This window comes from Leyella stercorea DSM 18206 (genome assembly GCF_000235885.1).
Taxonomy (GTDB): domain Bacteria; phylum Bacteroidota; class Bacteroidia; order Bacteroidales; family Bacteroidaceae; genus Prevotella; species Prevotella stercorea.
On the sequence record NZ_JH379387.1, the window covers coordinates 54,701 to 74,717 of the forward strand.

Sequence of the window (20,017 nt, forward strand, 5' to 3'; positions counted from 1 at the left end):
AGGGGGTGCACTTGTCTCCGCTCGGCTTTGCCACTTGCCAGAGCAAGAAGTGCACCAAATGGAAGGCTGGTAGATAGGCTGGTAGATATTCCGATTTGCATGATATCTTCCAGTCTTTATTGCGCTTATACAGTGTCGGTTAGATGCTGTGCTGGGAGATATGGCAGATTTTTTCGGCTAACGCATTTATGATAGGAAAACGCAGATACGAAAAAGCGGGATTGCGACTGATGCGCAATCCCGCTTTTTATTTTTTATATGTTTGATATCATATGTTTGATATCAAGAGTTTACTTTGTAATAAACCTTCTTGTATGGGCTTTAAGCCTTATTCCTTAGTCATAGTGGCTTTCTTGTTCTCTTCATCGAGAACTATCTTGTATGTACCAGCCTTCACTGCGATGTTATCGCCTCCCTCAACAAGAGCGTCAAGCGATCCACCGAAGTTGCGGTCCCATGCGCCATCCCAGCGGAACTTCAGTTCACCATCTGTGAGAGTGGCGATAATAGACCATGTCTTTGTGTCCGGATCCCAGTCCATAACCTGACCAGCGTCCCAACCACCGGCTGTAGCACTACCGATGATTTCCCAGCCTGTCTTTGTCATTGTGGCTGTGTTCTTATTCGAGTCAACGAAAATCTTGAAATAGCCACCTACTGGCACTGTCATATTAGCACCATCGCCAATGACGAAGCTTGCGTAAGTGTGGTTCTCGTCCCAGTTCATATCGCCTACGACACCAAGCCATGAGCCATCGTACAACTTAAACTCTGCACCCGACGGGATGTAGTATGTACCACTAAACTTGAAGTCGCGTGCTTCTGACTTTAAGACATACTCCTCTGTGTCTTTGTTCCAATTATTGAATGAGCCAGGCATTGTGATGCTTGCAGCTGACTGTTCGATATCGGTTTCCTCAAGCGAGTAAGTGTACTTGCCTGCGTTGGTGACATCGAGTGTTACGATGTATCCGTGCGCTTTGGCTATCTTGATGTTGCTGCCTTCGGCAACGAGTCCGTTCTCTGTACCGTCAGAGCCGAGGTTGATCTTCCAATCGCCAGCGTTACGGAACTTGAGTTCCTTGTCGATAAGCGTTGTGACGCAAGTCCACTTGCGAGTAGTTGCGTCATACTCCATCGGTGTGTCCTTATCCCATCCGCCAGATGTAGCATCACCAATTAAGCACCATGTAATGCTTCCGCTCTGCTCTACACTGCCGTCTGCACCGACACCAATTCTTACGAAGCCCTTTGTCTCCACTTTCTGGTCCTTGGCAATAACCCTTGCTGGGTTTGCACCATCAAGAACTGCGTATGTAGCATTGTCTTCATCAAACTGGGCGAAACCTTCATATTTGCCGTCACCATCAGGGTCGCCAATGAGGTAAGCCTTCATAAAGTTCCAATTAGGATAGTTCTCCGCAACGTAAGCATAAGCCCATGTCAAGCCCTCTGTTTTCGGGTCGTAAGGAGTGACGGTAAACTTAATTGTGTTGGAAGCATCGTTGGTATAAGTCTTGTATGTAGACGACTTCATCGATACTGTGTACTCGCCAGCCTTGCCAGGCATTGCACCTGTCTGAGCCAGGAAGGTATTCATCTGCTCATTGGTGAGGTTGAGCTTTGTGTCGTTGGTTGTTTCACCGATAACAACGCTCTTCTGTGTGGCGTTGTTGGTGAGGGTAAGCTCGTAATTGACGATAGCACCCTTGCCATAGCTTGCTTTCTCCCAAGAGATCTCGGGGAACTGCTCGGCATAGTTGTCCTTGCTGATGACATATTCTGAAGGGGTGATAGCATTCAGCGAGGCTGCATTCTCGAGTTCGAGTACTGGTGTTGTGTCATCGTCGCAAGAGGCGATTATAGCAACACTGGCAGCCATGAACATTATTGACTTGAATATATTTTTCATTGTCGTTATTGTTTATAGGTTGTATTAGTCCGTTTTTTTTCTTTGTCTCATGCGAACTCGTTGTGAGCTCGCATGAGTGCAATAACCATTACTGGACTTTCTATTCGATTAGTTCGTATAACCTGGGTTCTGTGTGAGGTTAGAGTTGCTCTGAAGCTGTGTCAAAGGAACAGGGTAGACATTGAAGTGAGCATCGAAGTCCTTACCTTCCTTTACGCCACCTTTCCAGTCCCAGTTGTAGCCTGTGTTTCCACCGAACTTGCCGAAGCGCACGAGTGTTGTGCGGCGCATACCCTCGAAGTAGAACTCGCGTGCCCATTCGTCGCAAAGCTCGTCGAGCGAGTAGCCCTGTGTTACGTCGCGCGAAGCATCGGCATTGGCACGAGCGCGAAGATCGTTGACAAGGCGTGTTGCCTCACCCGATGTCTTGTTGCCATTAAGGTGTGCGTCAGCCTCTGCATAGTTAAGGTAAGCTTCTGCTACACGCATGAAAGGCCAGTCCATATCGGCAAACTTTGAGTCTACATGAGCAGGGCTTGATGCCTCTGCATTGTAGTTGATGAACTTAGCCACACCGAAGCCGTCGGCAGACTTGGTGATGTTTGAGATTTCGAGCGGACGATCCTCGCCCCAGAATATGGCGCGGTCGTCATTGGCAGCTGTTGTCATCTCCTTAGAGCTTACGTTAGGTATATCCTTACCCTCGAAGAACTTCTTGATGAGCGAAACGCGTGGGTGAAGACCAATCCAGTTCTGACCGGTACATCCGTTGGAACCGTTAGGGTCTTCATCGGCATTAGCGTGCATGTTAGAGTCGAAGCAAGCAGCGATGAGGAAGAGCGAGTTGCCGTAGCTGGCTGTTTTGCCAGAGATGTTCACGATTGGGAAGAGAATTTCGTTGGCAGCTGATGTCTCCATATTGTCGCCCATGAACACCATCTGGTATGCACTCCACTTGCCGTTGGAAGAGCCGGTGGTATTGAGTCTGTATCTTGACTTGATTACCTTGTCTGCATAGTCCTTTGCCTCTTGCCAGTGAGCTGTGCCTGTGTACACCTCGGCATTGAGGTAGAGACGTGAGAGGAGCAACCAGCAAGCTGCCTTGTCGATGCGTCCGTAGTTGGCGTTGGTCGACTTCTTGGGCTCTGCATCCATGAGGTTTGGCTCGATTGCCTTCAGTTCGCCTACAAGCCACTCGTACATTTCTTGGCGCGACTTCTGTGTCGGCTTCTCCAGTGTCTCTGTGAATGGAACGTTTCCGTAGGCATCCATAAGGAGGAAGTATTGCATAGCGCGCAAGAAGCGTACCTCAGCAGTGCGTGTTACATCGTCAGAGCCAGCCATCTGGAGATACTGGTTACAAGTTGTGATGCCGAGTGTGAGGCGTGTGTAGTAGAGTTTCACCCAAGGGTGAGAAGGGTCGTAGGTAGCAGAGTTAAGCTCCTGCAAGCCGTCGCCCCATGAGCATGTCGCCTCGTCGGTAGGCAGCTCGTTGATGTTCCACATGGCGCGTACGAGACCTGTCATACCAGGGTCGTCAAATCCCTTTACGTCCGGATCGTCGTCGCTATTCGATCCGCTGCCATTGCCGCTGATGCCGAAGTTGGCATAGCACTTATTGAAGAGACCGTCGTTGCTGACCTCCAGGTCAATCTTCGGGCTGATAGGCTCTTTGTCAAGGTCGTTGAGGCACGATGTCGATGCGAGGCTGATGAGCAGCGCAGCGGCAGGTGCGAGAGCCGATTTGATATATCTTTTCATTGTCGTAAATCGTTTAAGTTATTGATTTTTTAGAAGGTGAGGTTCAATCCGAACTGGAATGTGATAGGACGCGGGTAGATGTTGTTGTCAATACCGTTGTACACCTCAGGATCGATACCCTTGTAGTTGGTAATGGTGAACACGTTGCTGCAAGAAGCGTACACACGTCCAGAGATGCCCTTCCATGAGCCGCTCTTGAAGAGACGGTTGAAAGAGTAGCCGAGTGTGATATTGTCCATCTTCAGGAACGAAGCGTTCTGCACGAAGTAGTCGGAGAGTTTCGACTCAAGTGCGTCAGAGTCCCATCCGAGTGTGTTCACTGGACGATTAGCGAGGTATGCGTTTTGGCACCAAACAGAAGATGTGGTCTTCAAGCGCTTGCCCTGCTCAAAGTTGTTGAACACGTAGTTGCCGAGGTTTGCGCGGAGCGAGAAGCCGAGGTCGAAGTTCTTCCACTCTACGCGTGTAGAGAAGCCCATTGTTACAGGAGCTGCTACCTGCTTGTAGAGATACTTGTCAGCATTGCTGATGACACCATCGCCGTTGCGGTCTACCACAGCGCCCTCGATAGGCTTGCCGTTCTTGTCGTACATCTGTTCGTACACGTAGAACGAGTTGGCTGCATAACCGGTCTGGTAGGCGAGCACCTTGTTCACGTTGTCGATGTTGTCGCCAGTAGTTACAGGGTCGCCGGTATCGCTTACGCCGTTGAGGTCGGTGATGCGGTTGCGGTTGTACGTGAGGTTGTAGTTCATTGTCCAGTACCAGTCCTTGGTGTTCACTGCTACGTAGTTCAACGAAAGCTCAACACCAGTGTTCCTCATTGAACCGATGTTCTGTATACCCTTGTCGGCAGAGCCTGCGAGGGCTGCTACAGGAGCCGAGTTGATAAGATCGGTAGTATTGCGCACGTACCAGTCGATGCTACCGGTGAGTCGGTTGCAGATACCGAAGTCAAGACCGAGGTTGTAGGTCGTTGTCTTCTCCCACTTCAGCTTGTCGTTGTAGTAGAGCGGAGTGTAGATGGTACCATCACCGATAATCGGGTACTGGCCATAGTTCTGTCCCTTCTTGTACTGCTTGAACCAGAGGTAGTTGGAGATGCCTTCCTGCTGACCGGTCACACCGTAGCCTGCGCGGAACTTCAAGTCGGAGAGCCACTTGATATCCTTAAGGTTGTTCTCGTCCTTCATGCGCCAAGCGAAGGCGAACGACGGGAAGAGTCCCCAGTGGTCCTTGAAGCGTGATGAGCCGTCGTCGCGCACCGTAGCGGTGAAGAAGTAGCGGTTCATAAGTGTGTAGTTGGCACGTCCGAAGAACGAAACGAGGAAGTTCTCGTACTTGTCTATGTCTTTAGTGTCCTTGAACACGTTGCCTGCCTGAGCGTCCGACTGTGGGTAGTACTGTATCCACGAGTTGTTGTAGCGGAAGAAGAAGTGCTGGTACTCGTAGCCACCCATGATGTCGAAGTGGTGGTTCTTGCTGAAGTCCTTGTAGTACTGAGCGTAAGCCGAGAGGAGAAGGTTGCGTTTGAAGTTCTCGTTGTCGGTGATGCCACCATAATATAATGTTGTAGGATATGATGTAGGCTGGGTTTCGTCAACCGTTCCCTTGGCGATTTCGGCACCGAGTGTCATATGCAGGCGCAGGTCTTCGAAACCGTGTACCTTATAGTCGATGTCAGCCGAACCGATGAACGAACGCACTTTTTCAACATTGCCGCCAAGCTCAAGCTGAGCCAATGGGTTGGCAGGAGCGTCGTTGAAGCGTGTGAACGGCCATTGTGGGTTGTTGTATGCACTGGCTGATGTAAGCCAGTTGAAATAGCCACCGAAATTGTTCAGAGTCTGCTGTACGCCGCCATTAGCCTCAAGAAGCGCGATGTCGCGCTGCGAAGTAAAGTTGTACGGGCTCTGTGTCGGGTCGAACGAAACGGCATTGCCGATAGCACCCGTGTCAGCCTTCTTTGCCTTAGAGTACATGCCCTTGGCGTTGAGGTTGAGGTTGAGGTGGTCGTTCAGCAGCGACGGGTTGAGGTTTACGGATGCTGTGTAGCGGTTGTAGTCAGAGTTCTTCAAGATACCCTGCTGTGAGGTGTAGCCTACTGAAACACGATAGGGGAGGAACTTGCCTGCCGAACCTGCCACCGTGATGTTATGGTCGTGAGACACGGCTGTGCGGTAGATAAGGTCCTGCCAGTCGGTGTTGGCTGTACCGAGTGCTTTCACTGCATCGTCGTTTTCGTTGAAGAGGCTCTTTACATAGGCACGATACTGGTCGCCGTTCATCATCTCGTAGGTCTTCTTCTTCTGCGATACGGATACCGAACCCGAGTAGCTTACCTCCGGCTTCTGACCCTTGTGACCCTTCTTTGTGGTGATGATGATGACACCGTTAGAACCGCGCGAACCGTAGATGGCTGTAGCCGATGCGTCTTTCAGCACGTTGAACGACTCGATATCCTGCGGGTTGATGGTAGAAAGCAAGTTGGAGGCTGAGTTGCCCATCGTGACGCCCACCTTGTTGTTGTCCATAGGCACGCCGTCGATAACGATCAGCGGGTCGTTGCTGGCGTTCAGTGAAGAGCCGCCACGGATGCGGATCTGTGTGCCGACGCCTGGCTCACCAGAGTTTGACGTTACGTTCACACCTGCCACCTTACCAGAGAGCATGTCCTGAGCGTTCACCACAAGACCCTTGTTCTTTGAGTCTGGCTTGAGGGCTGTAACCGAACCGGTGAGGTCCGACTTCTTCACAGCGCCGTAACCGATTACGACAACCTCGTTAAGTGTAGAGGAAGTGTTCTTGAGATGGATTGTGAGGTTCTGACCGGCCTGCATCTTTACTGGCTCGTAGCCGATGTAGGTCACTTCAATGGTCGACTTCTTGTCGGCATTGAGAGTAAAATTACCGTCGATGTCTGTAACAGTACCTAATGTACCACCTACAACCTTGACGGAAGCACCGATAACCGGCTCGCCGGTTTCGTCTACTACGTTGCCTTTCACAACAACCTGCTGTGCGAAGGCACTTGCCGACAGGAACAAGCCTGCTGAGAGCGTAGCTGTTCTGAGGGCATTAGGGAATTTAACCTGCTTCTTCATGTAGCTTTTGATTTTTATAATAAATTGTTTTTAGTCACAACAGTTATTAGGATCTTTTCACGTGCAAAATTATGATTTATATCAATGCGTTGTCTTTTTTTTAATATAAATATAGCATATTGGGCGTGTAAACGTTTGCGCACGCCGTTGTACAGCGAACGATGATAGATTGCTGTCAATTAAGGATGGATAGGTATGTGATTAATAACGGTTTGGTCAAACTGTAGGAGGCTACGGCATTCCTACATTAGTTTCCGCTTAATCCGCTTGTAAAATAATAAGGTGTTGCGGTGGCAAGGATACCACCGCTACTAATCGCTACGTTACTTCTTGATGCGAGCCACGCACAGGGCGCCAAGCACGAGCGACGCTGCAGCTACGAGCATCATGTTGCTCTGCACAGAGCCAACCATCGAGAGCAGGGTGCCACCGCACGCTGCTGCAATGATCTGCGGGATGCAGATGGTGCCGTTGAAGAGTCCGAGGTACGCACCCTTGTGGCCGTAGCCCTCAAGAGCGTTCGTGACGAAGGCGAACGGCATGGCGAGCATGGCAGCCCATGCGCAGCCGATGAGCATGAACGGCAGAGCGAGCAGGTTCTTGTCGTGTACGAACGGCACGAGGGCGAAGCCCACGGCACCGATGACGAGGCTCAGCGCATAAGCCGCCTTCTCGTTCTTGAAGCGTGGCAGAGCCATTGCCCACAGTACAGAGCCGATAGCCTGCCAGCAGAACATCACGCCAACCCAGTTGCCTGCCGCCTGGTAGCCATTCGACGCGGTGTCGGTGGTGTTCCATATGGTGTCGGCAATGGTGCCGTTGGTGTATGTCCACATGAACATGAACGCTGTCCAGCAGAAGAACTGCACGGCGCCCACCTTCCAGAACATCGACGGAGCGTTGCGCAGCAGCTCAATCCAGTTGGCTTTGCCTTCGTCCGCCTCGGGCTTCGCCTCGTTATACTCGGCGTACTCCTGCGGGTTCCACTCCTTCACCTTCAGTGTGGTGTAGATGACGCAGAGGATGAGTATCGCCGCACCGATGTAGAACGAGTAGATGACCGAGTCGGGTATCACGCCCTTCTGCGCCTCGTTGGCTATGCCGATGGCTGTGAAGAAATAAGGGAAGAGGTAGCCCACGATCGATCCGGCGTTGCACAGGAACGACTGTATGGAGTAGGCGAGCGACTTCTGTTGCTCGTTGACCATGTCGCCCACGAGCATCTTGAACGGCTGCATCGCCATGTTGATGCTCGTGTCGAGGAACATCAGCGAGACGAGTCCGAACACCATGGCTGCGCTCACAGCCATGCCGAACGAGCCGGCGTTGGGCAGCAGGCACATCACGGCTACGGCTACCGATGCGCCTACGAAGAGGTAAGGTATGCGTCTGCCGAAGCGACACCATGTGCGGTCGCTCAGCGTGCCGATGATGGGTTGCACGAGGATGCCCATGAGTGGTGGTAGTATCCAGAAGTAGCTGAGGCTGTGTGGGTCGGCACCAAGTGTGGCGAAGATGCGCGAGATATTCGCGCTCTGCAGGGCGTACGCAATCTGTACGCCGAAGAATCCGAAACTGAGGTTCCACAGTTTCAAGAAACTTTGATTTGGTTTTGGTTTCATTGTTATTTTGGTTTTTTTGGTTTTGCTTAGCTCTTCGTGCTCTCTCTCACGACGAGCCTTGTCTTTACGACGCGCTTCTCGATGCGGTCACACGGCGTGAGCCCCTCCACCTTGTCCATGAGTATGGTGGCAGCCTCTTCGCCCACCTTTGTTCCGCGCTGCTCCACGGTGGTGAGCTGCGGGTCGCAGGCGATGGCACGCTCGCCGTTGGTGAAGCCGCACACCGCGACATCCTCGGGCACGCGGAAGCCGTTGTGCTTTGCCGTGTACATTACGCTGATGGCAGTGTCGTCGTTCACGCAGAAGAACGCGTCGGGGCGGTCGGCACGGTTGAGCACGCTGGGCGTGATGCGCTCGGCATCCTCGCGCTTGTCGCAGACGAACACCAGCGACTCGTCGGGCTGCATACCCGCCTTCAGCAGTGCGTCGTGATAGCCGTTGTAGCGGTTCTGTCCGAGTGCCGTCTTGCCCTTCATGCCGTAGAAGGCTATGCGGCGGCAGCCCGTCTCGATGAGGTGCGTCACGGCAGCGAACGCCCCCTGATAGTCGTCCACCACCACGCGGCTTGCGTCCACACCCGTGCAGATGCGGTCGTAGAACACGAGCGGTATGCCGCGGTCGATGAGCGATTGGAAGTGGGCGTAGTCCTGCGTCTCCTTAGCCTGCGACACGATTACGCCGCACACCTGGTGAGCCTCGAACATCTGGCACAGCTGCACTTCGCGCTCGTACTGCTCGCGTGAGGTGGTGGCGATGATGCGGTAGCCACGTTTCGACGCAGCGTCCTCGATGCCGTTGAGAATGGTGGAGAAATAATAATGTGTGAACTCGGGCACGATGACACCAATCACTTTCACCGGCTGCTTGTGAGAGTTGCGCAGCGATTTGGCGATGTCGTTCGGGTAGAAGTTGTTCGCATGGGCGTACTCGCAAATAAGGTTGCGTTTCTCCTCGCTGACACGTGCGCTACCGTTGAGGGCACGCGACACAGTGGCTATGGACACACCGAAATGTTCGGCGATGTCCTTCATCGTGGTTGGTTGCAGTTCAGACATTCGTTAGATTGGTTTTTAATTACGCTTGCAAAGTTATCACATTATTTTAATATAGAGCGCATCCGTGGCTCACAGAATTTCTTTGTGCTGTGCAAACGTTTGCACAAGGGGTGCACTTGTCTCAAGTGCACCAACAAATTAGAAGCAAGAGCAAGGAGTGCACCAATAGAGTTTACTGCACATTCTGCTCTGTTGGTGCAGTTGAGACAACTGCACCCCCTAAGCTGCACCCCCTAAACAGCACCAATTCTAAAAAACTGACACAATCGCATTGCTATTCCAATTATTTTTTGTTTATTTGCAAAAGAAAAACAATAACTTCGACGAGGCTCACACCCTCGCCGACAAAAAACCAAATACTATGGGAAAAGGAAAGAAAGGTGGCAAGCGCTTGACTAAGAAACAGCTCGCCCCAAAGCTTGAAGAACTGTTCGCCTCCAACCCTGGAAAGACGCTCTCGTTTAAAGATATCTTCCGTTCGCTACACCTCGACACGCATCCGCTGAAGATGCTCGCTATTGACATCATGGAGGAGATGGCGTGGGACGACTTCATCACGCGCGTCACCGACAACTCGTATCAGCTGAACATGAAGGGACAGGTGCAGGAGGGCGTGTTCCAACGCAAGACGAACGGCAAGAACTCTATCATGCCCGACGACTCCGACAAGCCTATCTTCGTGGCTGAACGTAACTCGATGTGGGCTCTCACCGGCGACCGCGTGCGCTTCGCTTGCATGGCGCGACGCAAGAACCACATCAAGGAGGCACAGGTGATACAGATACTGGAGCGTGCCAAGGACACCTTCGTCGGACGACTCTCGTTCGACCACGACCTCTGCACGCTCATCTCGCCTGCCAACGTGTTGGCGAACAGCATCATCATTCCGCGCCGAAAGCTGAAAGGCGGCAAGGACGGCGACAACGCCGTGGTGCGCATCGTGGAGTGGCCCGACCAGGACCACCGCAACATGATTGGTGAAGTGGTCGACGTGCTCGGAAAGGCTGGCAACAACGACGTGGAGATGAACACCATCCTCGCGCAGTACGGCTTGCCGTATAAGTACCCGAAGAACGTGGAGGAGGCTGCCGAGAAGATTTCGGCGGAGATAACGCCGGAGGACTACGCCGAGCGCGAGGACTTCCGCGACGTGTTCACCTGCACCATCGACCCGAAGGATGCAAAGGACTTCGACGACGCGCTCTCCATCCGACAGCTCAAGGACGGACTCTGGGAGGTGGGCGTGCACATCGCCGACGTGTCGCATTACGTCACAGAAGGATCCGTGATAGACAAGGAGGCGGTGAAGCGTGCCACGAGCATCTACCTCGTCGACCGCACCATACCGATGCTCCCCGAACGCCTCTGCAACTTCATCTGCTCGCTCCGGCCGGATGAGGAGAAGCTGGCGTTCTCCGTGATCTTCAACCTCGACGAGGAGGCGAACGTGAAGGCGTATCGCATAGTGCACACCGTTATCAAGTCGAACCGCCGCTACGCCTACGAAGAGGTACAGGAGCTGCTCGAGCAGAACGGCGTGGTAGACGGCACGGGCGAACCCGCACCTGCAGCACCCAAGGGTGGCTACAAGGGCGAGAATGCCGACGCGCTCATCATGCTCGACCGACTGGCTAAGAAGCTGCGCGCAGTACGCTTCAAGAACGGCGCAGTGAAGTTCGACCGCGAAGAGCTGCACTTCGATGTCGACGAGAAGGGCAAACCGGTGCGCTGCTACTTCAAGCGCTCGAAGGATGCCAACAAGCTCATTGAGGAGTTCATGCTCCTCGCCAACCGCACCGTGGCTGAGTCGGTGGGCAAGGTGGCGAAGGGCAAGAAGCCGAAGACGCTGCCTTATCGTGTACACGACAACCCCGACCCGACAAAGCTCGAGACGCTGCGCGAGTTCGTGGTGAAGTTCGGCTACAAGATGAAGACCGACGGCACGAAGGGTGCTCTTGCCAAGTCGCTCAACACGCTTATGTCGGCGTGCGAGGGCAAGCGCGAGCAGAACCTCATACAGACCGTGGCACTGCGTGCCATGATGAAGGCGAAGTACTCTATCCACAATATCGGACACTTCGGACTGGCGTTCGACTACTACACTCACTTCACGTCGCCTATCCGCCGCTACCCCGACACGATGGTTCACCGACTCATCACACGCTACCAGCAGGGCGGACGCTCTGCCAACAAGGAGCACTACGAGGAGCTTTGCGAGCACTCGTCGGAGATGGAGCAGGTGGCAGCCAACGCCGAGCGCGACTCTATCAAGTACAAGGCTGTGGAGTTCATGTCTGAACGTGTGGGCAATGTCTACGATGCGCACATCTCAGGCATACAGTCGTACGGCATCTACTGCGAGATTGACGAGAACCACTGCGAGGGTCTTGTGCCGATGCGCGACCTCGACGACGACTACTACGACTTCGACGAGCGCAACTACTGTCTCGTAGGTCGCCGCCATCACAACAAGTATCAACTTGGCGACCCCATACGCATCAAGGTGGCAAGTGCCAACCTCGAAAAGAAACAGCTCGACTTCACCCTCGCCGACTAATAAGGGGGTGCACTTCTTAGGGGGTGCACGCCCTGGTGGCACCCCCTGCCCCCAAAGTGTTAAAGATGTTAATATTATGAAAACGCAATAAGCATTTGTTCTTTGTTATATAAAAAATGTGTATTTTTGCAAGGCGAATGGAAGTGTATTTGCCACTTTTATATTCTCTAACTTACATTATTTATATAAATAAAAACTTAATCAATTTTACTAAATACAAATCTTATGGCGAATTTATCCCGTAAAACATTGACTCTCGCAGCAGGTCTCGTACTTTCTGTGATGAGTGCTAACGCACAGCAGATGCGTGAAGGTTATGTAGAAGCTGGTAAGAACACTGGCAGCGAAAACTTCCACACCCTTATCCAGGGTTGGACTCCAGGCAACCAGGTAACAGCAGACGACAACTTCTATATCTCACGTGTTAAGCCACGTGCTCGTTTCCGCAACGAGGCTACTCAGGTGCGTCTTGATCTCAATGCGAAGAACGACAAGAAGCTCATCGCTTGGATTCCGGTAAACAACTCTGACTTCAACGCACTTCCTAACGGCGTATTTGACTCGGAGGTGTTCTCTATGTGGTCGTACGTTACACACTGGGGCAACTGGACATCTCCGCTCGGACGTATCCCGGCTGCTTTCCTCGACGTAGCTCACAAGAACGGTGTTGGTGTATCAGGTGTAGCTTCTATTCCTAACGCAAGCCTCAGCGCAAGCTGGGCGGCATGCCTTAAGGGTCTTGCTTCTCTGGACGTAGACAAGACTTCTAAGTTCTTGCAGTACTATGGTATCGACGGTCTCGGCTACAACTCTGAGTTCTACGGCGGTGGCGCTTATGTTAAGGGCGTACGCACATTCCACGCAGCCCTCGTTAAGAAGATGTTGCCGGTTAACCCGATCTTTGAGAACTTCTGGTATGACGGTACAAACGACTACGGTCAGGTTTCATTCGACGGTGGTCTCGGCAATCATAACAAGGAGACATTCGGTGACAGCAAGAACGTACGTACATCACTCTTCTTCAACTACAACTGGAACCGTGGTCAGCTCGCTCCTTCAGTAGCATTCGCAGAGAAGCTCGGTCGCGATCCGCTCGATATCTACTGCGGTGTGAACATGCAGGGTGGCGAGCCTGGTGGTACATCATGGTCGTTGCTGCCAGATCAGCGCGTTTCTATCGGTCTTTGGGGTGCTCACTCACAGAACATGTTCTGGGAGAGCCGTTCAGAGCTCGGTTCGTCTGACGAGATGAAGCAGTTCGCTTACCTCCGTCGTACAGAGTGCTACTTCGGTGGCGGCAACCGCAACCCGGTTATCACTCCGTCTATTGTTGACAAGCACCAGTACACAGCATACAACCCGACTTGGCACGGTATGGCTGCATTCATGACAGCACGTTCGCCGCTGAGCTGGGATCTCGCTGAGGAGCCGTTCATCACTTACTTCAACCTCGGTAACGGTAAGTTCTTCAACCTTAACGGCGAGCGCAAGGTAAACTCTCCTTGGTACAACGTAGGTATGCAGGACTACCTGCCGACATGGCACTTCTGGTTCGCTAACAAGCTCCTCGGACGTACAGCAGCTGACGTTCCTGCTACAGGGCTCGACGCTCAGTTCGTATGGGACGATGCTTACTTCGGAGGTTCTACACTCAAGATTTCTGGTACAACAGCTAACGAGTATCTCCACCTCTTCAAGACAAAGTACGCTTTGAAGAAGGGTGACGTTATCACTGTTCGCTATAAGCTCAACGAGGGTGCTACCGACCTCGACCTCGTTCTCTCTGCAGAGGGCAGCGAGAGCACAGGCGTAGCTTACAACCTCTGCAAGGCAGACCGTGTAGCTGACGTTAACGACTGGGTTAAGCAGACATTCACGGTAGGTTCTGACTTCGACGGCAAGACTCTTGCTCTCGTAGCTCTCAACTTCAAGAACGCTAAGGACCTCAACCTCATGCTCGGCGAGTTCTCTATCGTTCGCGGCAAGGCGGCTACACCGGCTGCTCCGGTTATCGACGCAGCTAACACCAAGATGCTCTACAACAGCAAGGCTGGTATGGACGCTAAGATCATCTTCAACATGCCTAACAACAAGGCAGCTGGCGAGCCGTGCTACAACCTCGACGTTAAGACATCTCACTTCCGTCTCTACGCTCAGGAAGAGGGCAAGGAGCCGATGCTCATGGGTACAACAACTTCTTGGGCTGGTCTCTACTACTCAATCCCGACTACTAAGGCAAACGCTAAGGTACGTCTCGGTGTTTCTGCAGTAGCTCTCGACCACAAGACAGAGTCTGAGATCGCTTGGAGCAACTATATGGCACCTGCTTCATACGTTTACAACGACGATATCAAGAGCAATAAGACAACTATCAAGCCGAACGAGGAGTTCACACTCAGCTACATCGACCCTGAGCACCCTGCTGCTAAGTGGGAGATCGTTAAGGACGGTCAGGTAGTTAAGAGTGGCGATGGCAACTCTTGGACAACATCACTTGCTGACCTCGGTAGCTACGACCTTAAGGTAACTGGTAACGAGTACGGCGAGGATGGTACAGCTAAGCAGACCACACGCACATTCTCTTCTTACATACAGATTACAAGCGTAGGTACAGGTGCTCTGCCTGAGATTTACTCTCTCACAGCTAACGGTAGCGAGGAAGAGGTTTCTCTCAAGGTAGGCGAGAATGTTAAGATGGCTTACACAGGTCGCGCTGCTGACGGTTCTGGTTCACAGGGTCTCGACCTGAAGGAGACACGCTTCGGTGTTGCTGCTGCTGATCTCGGTCTCGTAGGCAAGAAGTCGTTCTCTATCTCATTCTGGTTGAAGATTAACAGCCTCAAGGAAGGAAAGTCGGCTACTCTCTTCAATGTTTATAACAAGCAGGATGGTTGGCCTAAGACCGACTGGGGTTGGAACTGGTCACAGATCAGCCCAGATGGCAGCTTTGATGGTATCACATTCCGTGGTTCAGACGCTACATCTAACAAGGAGCTCCAGTACAAGTACGGTAACACCAAGTTCCCTGTAGGCAACTGGGTACACGTTACAATGTCGTTCGATTACAATACAGCGGGTCAGTTGCGTGCCGACATGTTCTTGGATGGTGTTAAGCAGACTGTAACAGAATGGAAGCGTTTGCAGGGTGGAAATCCTGTATTCGGTCCTGCTACATATGAGCCAACATACCAGGGCGATGTTTACAGCATCACAAACGGTATGTACCTCTGCATCGGTGGTCCGCTCTTCGACCGTTACGGTCTTGACGGTGTAATCGACAACGTAGTAGTTTGGGACAAGGTGGCTACCGCAGCTGACGTTAAGGCAGCTATGGGCGACCTCAACGCTAACAACCTCCCTGAGGGCGTAATGGCATTCTGGGACTTCGAGAAGAAGGCAACGGACAACTACTTCACATCTGCTGGTACAAAGGCTGTGAAGGGCGGTATGCAGGATATGGTAGCAGGTGGTGGCGAAGGTCAGGCTACTCTCCAGTGGATTGAGCCGACTTACATCGCAGGTTCACCGTTCGTATCTGGCGAGACATACAAGGTAGAGACCAAGCCGTCATGGACTGCTAAGAACGCTACATTCGCTGACATTACTGGTAACGGCGAGGAAGGTTCTGCAAACGTTTCGTTCCGTACAGGTGGCGACTACGACGTAACTCTTACACTCTCTAACGCTCTTGGTAAGGCTGAGAAGACATTCTCTGTAATCAAGGTGGCTTATCCTACTGGCGTTGACGCTGTAGAGAGCACCGAGATGAAGGCTTACACAGTAGGCGAGGACGCAATAGTAGAGTTCGCTGAGGCTGGCGCATACGAGGTTAGCGTTTACACAACAGCTGGTGAGCAGGTGGCTCGCAAGGCAGCTCAGCTCAACGCTGGCAACGTGGTTAACGTACACCTCGCTAAGGCAGGCATCTACGTGCTTAATGTGAAGAAGGACGGCAAGACAGTTCGCACTGTTAAGCTTATCCGTAAGTAAATAAAGCAGACGAGTGGGTGGGTAGACAGGGAGACAATTCCCCTTGTCCACTCGTCTTCTCGTCTTCTTGCCAACTAAAAGATCCCTAAATGAACAACAAGAAAACAACACTCCTCGCATCCATGCTTCTGTGTGGCTGCGTGTTCGGTTATGCTCAGCGTACTCCGACTCATCCGTTAGACATTCAGGACAAGGGTGACCAGTACCTCCTCGAGAACATCTGGAACTGGGAAGCTGGCACACCTCCGCGCGAAGTGAGCGAAATGGACGACCAGTTCTACATCTCACGCGTTCGCCCATTGCCGCGCATCGCTGAGGCTGACGACTATCAGGCAGAAGTTAGCAAGCAGGCTAAGCCGGGTCGTAAGATGTGTCTCTGGACTCCGCTCGACGACCCAACTTCTTCTTGGAAGGCTCTTCCGCGCTATTGCTTCGAGGGCGACAACTTCTCAATGTGGTCATACCTTAACATCCACGGCAACTGGACAGCACCTTGGTTCCGCGTAACTGGCGGTCTGTCTGACGTTGCTCACAAGAATGGTGTAGCGGTAGGTTGCGTTGCTTCTATTCCTTGGAATGCCAATGTAAACCTTTATGCAGCAAGCGGTTGGGGCAAGACCTTCGGCGAGCTGACAAAGAAGAACTCTGACGGCACTTACAAAAACGTAGAGCGCTTCGTTAAGATTCTCAAGTACTACGGCATCGACGGCGTTGGTGTGAACTCAGAGTTCAATGCCAGTGCTGCTACAATGAAGCAGATTCGAGGTTTCTTCGCTGAGTGCCATAAGGAGGCTGAGAAGATCGGTTGGAAGTTCCAGCTCCACTGGTATGACGGTACTAACGACTACGGTGGCATCACATTCGACCAGGGTCTTGGTGCTCACAACAAGGCTCAGTTCGGTGATAAGGACAACATCGTTACCGACATGATGTTCTCTAACTACAACACCGGTAGTGGTACTCTCAAGAACACTGCAGCATATGCAAAGAGCCTTGGTCGCGATCCGTACGACTACTATAAGGGCTTCGATATCCAGGGCCGTGCGCTCCACGCTTCAAGCTCTAACTGGAACGACCTCAACGACGTAGAGGCTTCTGTAGGCTTCTGGGGTGCTCACTCACAGGGCCTTATCCACCAGAGTGCTACCGACTACGGTACATCTGACGTGGCTATCCAGCAGGCTTACCTCGACAAGCAGGAGATGGTGTTCAGCGGTGGCAACCGCAACCCGGCTAACACTCCTGACATCCTCGGATGGAGCGACGTCGTAACACTCGCTAACGGCAGCCTGAAGGGCAAGTTCCACGGTGTAGCAAGCTACGTAACAGCTAAGTCTACTATCCAGCAGGTACCGTTCGTTACACGCTTCAACCTCGGTAACGGTCTTACATTCAAGAACGAGGGTGAGGTGGCGTTCAACCACAAGTGGCACAACATCGCTACTCAGGACTTCCTGCCGACATGGCGTTGGTGGATTGTTGACGGCAACGAGAGCGCAAAGAGCGGCAACCTCGCTCAGGCTGAGCTTACATGGGACGACGCTTACTGGGGTGGCTCTTGCCTTCGCCTGAAGGGTCAGACAACAACATCTCGTGTAAAGCTCTTCAAGACCTTGCTCAAGACAGAGCCTTCGTACAACATCTCTCTTACATATAAGATGAGCAACGAGCTCGACACACACGCTAAGTTGTTCGTAGCTCTCAAGGGCAAGCTCACAGAGTACAAGGAAATTGCTATCCCTGCAGCCGAGAAGTTCGGTCAGTGGACAACATTCACCACTACTCTCGACAAGCTCGGTCTGAAGTCGGGCGACGAGATTGCAATGATCGGTATCCGTCTCGACAACACTGCCAAGGACTACAACATGCTCGTTGGTGAGCTCGCAGTTCGCAATCCGCAGCAGAAGTTTGCACCGGTTGCTCCGAAGATTAAGGAGATTGAGGTGCTCCGTGGTAAGGACAAGACTTGCGACTTCAAGATTCGCTACGCTGCCAAGGAAGAGACCGGCGGCGTTAAGACATACAACGACGAGGTAGATACATGGTACTACGAGATCTGGTTCCAGCAGAAGGGCGAGAAGGAGCAGTACCTCACAGCTACAACATCTTGGGCAGCTTACGTAATCGACGCTCCGATGGTAGCCGACCTCGAGAAGCGCGACTGCCGCTTCGGTGTACGCGCCGTTTCTCCTGACGGTCAGCAGAAGAGCGAAATCTCTTGGAGCGAGTACCAGACAGTAGAATACGACACACCGTCTACAGAGGTAGCTATCGACCGCCAGGTTATCAAGCCGAACGAGCAGTTCAAGGTTTACTACGAGGACCAGTTCGCACCGAACGCTCAGTCGTTCCGTCTGCTCAACGCACAGACAGGTGCTCAGGTAGGTGAGAAGTACTCAAATTGCAACCAGTTCACAACTTCTGTAGCAGAGGTTGGCGTTTACGACCTCGAGGTTGTTAACGATAAGGGTGCAAAGGAGATATTCCGCGGCAAGGTAATCATCTCTCCGGAGAAGACAGGTGCTGTGCCGGTTGTTGAGACCGTAACTGCTGACAAGCAGACAGCTGAGACAACAGAGGAGATCAAGCTCAACTACACATCACGCGACGGTGAGGGTAAGGTGTCACGCGGTCTTGTTGTTAAGGATCCGAACATGCTCCTTATCCCGGCAGAGGTAACACTCGACGGCGGTAACAACACAAGCATGGCTTACTCTTACGCTCTCTGGGTTAAGGTAGACAACTATGCTCACGACAAGCAGGGTACAAACCTCATCCAGAAGAACACTATCTCTGACAGATGGCCGCACAACAACTGGGGTGACCTCTGGGTACAGGTTCGTCCGCAGATCAACGCTGGCGAGCACGACTGCAACAGCAACCACCTTGCAAACGAGGTATCGTTCAACACCTTCGGCTGGACAGCTCACGACAACCCGAGAGAGTCGATGATGTCTACAGGTTACGCACTCAACCCGGGTGTTTGGAACCACATCGTTGTTACTCAGTCTTCTGACAAGCAGCAGAAGATCTACTTCAACGGCAAGTGCGTAGCAGGTCCTAACAACTTCTCTTCTTCTTCACTACGTGAGAACAGCACTGACAACCGCATTAATACTTCTGAGCACGCTAACGTGTTCATCGGTGGTGGCGGTGTTTACAAGGCAGGTCTGAACGCAACTATCGACGAGGTTCAGGTTTGGAACAAGCCTCTTACCGACGCTGAGGTAGTTCGCGCAATGCAGGGCTACGCAGCTAACGAGGTGCCTGAGGGACTTATGGGCTACTACACCTTCGAGGAGATGGACAAGAGCGACTCTACATTCGTCAACCTTGGTAAGGCAGGTGCTCAGTACAAGGCAAGAATGGTTGTGATGGCTGGCTCTGGCGGTGAGAACACTTCTACAGCATCTTACAAGACAGTAGGTGCTAACAACGAGGTAACAGGCTATCCTGGCATCGACGGTACACTTGAGGTGAAGACTTCACACACATGGCAGCTCAACGGCGGTCGTATCTCTTCTGAGACCGACAAGGCTGCTGTCGTAACATTCGCTCGTCCGGGCGAGTATGAGGCAGGCGTCAAGCTCACCAACTTCTGGGGCGAGTCTGAAAAAGCACTTGAGAACGTACTCGTTATCACAGGTGTTGACGCAATCAACGACGTTAAGGACGCAGCAGGCTTCTCTGTTTATCCTAACCCGTTCGTAGAGAGCGTTAACCTCCGCTTCGCTGAGGGTGGCTTCTACACCATCAACATCGTAAGCGCAGCAGGTGCAGTGCTCCAGAGCAACGACTTCCGTGCTGATGCCGGCGAGACAGTGAACGTAGCTGTTCAGGGTGGCAAGGGCATGTACATCGTACAGGTGCTCAAGAACGGCAAACCGTTCAAGGCTCTCAACGTAATCAAGAAGTAATAACAACGAATAGCGAACCGGCGGGCGGTGCTGCCACGCCGGTTCCACCTATATTCATTTATTAAAAAACAACCCGTTGGCGGAATTAATTTAGCGCAT

At 52.4% G+C, this 20,017-nt stretch carries 8 protein-coding genes; 3 read left to right on the top strand and 5 right to left on the bottom strand.

The genetic code is table 11. The features are described from left to right. Positions 1-328: 328 nt before the first annotated feature. From HMPREF0673_RS03415 to HMPREF0673_RS03435, 5 genes are all read right to left on the bottom strand, one after another. Positions 329-1,912 carry a SusF/SusE family outer membrane protein gene (locus HMPREF0673_RS03415; protein WP_007897981.1) on the bottom strand — a complete coding sequence of 528 codons (1,584 nt, stop codon included), beginning with the start codon at positions 1,910-1,912 and terminating at the stop codon, positions 329-331. A 108-nt stretch (positions 1,913-2,020) separates the two neighbouring features. After that, positions 2,021-3,673 carry a RagB/SusD family nutrient uptake outer membrane protein gene (locus tag HMPREF0673_RS03420; protein WP_007897983.1) on the bottom strand — a complete coding sequence of 551 codons (1,653 nt, stop codon included), beginning with the start codon at positions 3,671-3,673 and terminating at the stop codon, positions 2,021-2,023. Between the two features lie 29 nt (positions 3,674-3,702). Continuing rightward, positions 3,703-6,777 (bottom strand): SusC/RagA family TonB-linked outer membrane protein, encoded by a 3,075-nt coding sequence (locus HMPREF0673_RS03425; RefSeq protein WP_007897985.1) that lies wholly within the window; start codon positions 6,775-6,777, stop codon positions 3,703-3,705. A gap of 323 nt (positions 6,778-7,100) precedes the next feature. Beyond that, complete coding sequence (locus HMPREF0673_RS03430) at positions 7,101-8,399, bottom strand: MFS transporter (protein WP_007897989.1); 1,299 nt, start codon at positions 8,397-8,399, stop codon at positions 7,101-7,103. A gap of 26 nt (positions 8,400-8,425) precedes the next feature. After that, positions 8,426-9,454: a LacI family DNA-binding transcriptional regulator gene (locus tag HMPREF0673_RS03435; protein WP_007897991.1), complete on the bottom strand. Its 1,029-nt coding sequence runs from the start codon at positions 9,452-9,454 to the stop codon at positions 8,426-8,428. A gap of 361 nt (positions 9,455-9,815) precedes the next feature. On the opposite strand from HMPREF0673_RS03435, the gene rnr reads away from it, so the two are divergent. From rnr to HMPREF0673_RS03450, 3 genes are all read left to right on the top strand, one after another. Beyond that, positions 9,816-12,011 (top strand): ribonuclease R, encoded by a 2,196-nt coding sequence (gene rnr, locus HMPREF0673_RS03440; RefSeq protein ID WP_040596310.1) that lies wholly within the window; start codon positions 9,816-9,818, stop codon positions 12,009-12,011. Between the two features lie 225 nt (positions 12,012-12,236). Continuing rightward, the gene (locus HMPREF0673_RS03445; protein WP_007897993.1) at positions 12,237-16,001 is read left to right on the top strand and encodes an endo-beta-N-acetylglucosaminidase; all 3,765 of its coding nucleotides are present in this window, start codon (positions 12,237-12,239) and stop codon (positions 15,999-16,001) included. Between the two features lie 89 nt (positions 16,002-16,090). Beyond that, positions 16,091-19,918, top strand: coding sequence for an endo-beta-N-acetylglucosaminidase (locus HMPREF0673_RS03450; RefSeq protein ID WP_007897994.1), 3,828 nt, complete (start codon positions 16,091-16,093; stop codon positions 19,916-19,918). Positions 19,919-20,017: the final 99 nt, after the last annotated feature.

What these genes read in the sequence shown, in the direction of transcription:
- HMPREF0673_RS03415 (WP_007897981.1), bottom strand. Translation starts at nt 1,912, where the DNA reads ATGAAAAATATATTCAAGTCAATAATGTTCATGGCTGCCAGTGTTGCT.
- HMPREF0673_RS03420 (WP_007897983.1), bottom strand. Translation starts at nt 3,673, where the DNA reads ATGAAAAGATATATCAAATCGGCTCTCGCACCTGCCGCTGCGCTGCTC.
- HMPREF0673_RS03425 (WP_007897985.1), bottom strand. Translation starts at nt 6,777, where the DNA reads ATGAAGAAGCAGGTTAAATTCCCTAATGCCCTCAGAACAGCTACGCTC.
- HMPREF0673_RS03430 (WP_007897989.1), bottom strand. Translation starts at nt 8,399, where the DNA reads ATGAAACCAAAACCAAATCAAAGTTTCTTGAAACTGTGGAACCTCAGT.
- HMPREF0673_RS03435 (WP_007897991.1), bottom strand. Translation starts at nt 9,454, where the DNA reads ATGTCTGAACTGCAACCAACCACGATGAAGGACATCGCCGAACATTTC.
- rnr (WP_040596310.1), top strand. Translation starts at nt 9,816, where the DNA reads ATGGGAAAAGGAAAGAAAGGTGGCAAGCGCTTGACTAAGAAACAGCTC.
- HMPREF0673_RS03445 (WP_007897993.1), top strand. Translation starts at nt 12,237, where the DNA reads ATGGCGAATTTATCCCGTAAAACATTGACTCTCGCAGCAGGTCTCGTA.
- HMPREF0673_RS03450 (WP_007897994.1), top strand. Translation starts at nt 16,091, where the DNA reads ATGAACAACAAGAAAACAACACTCCTCGCATCCATGCTTCTGTGTGGC.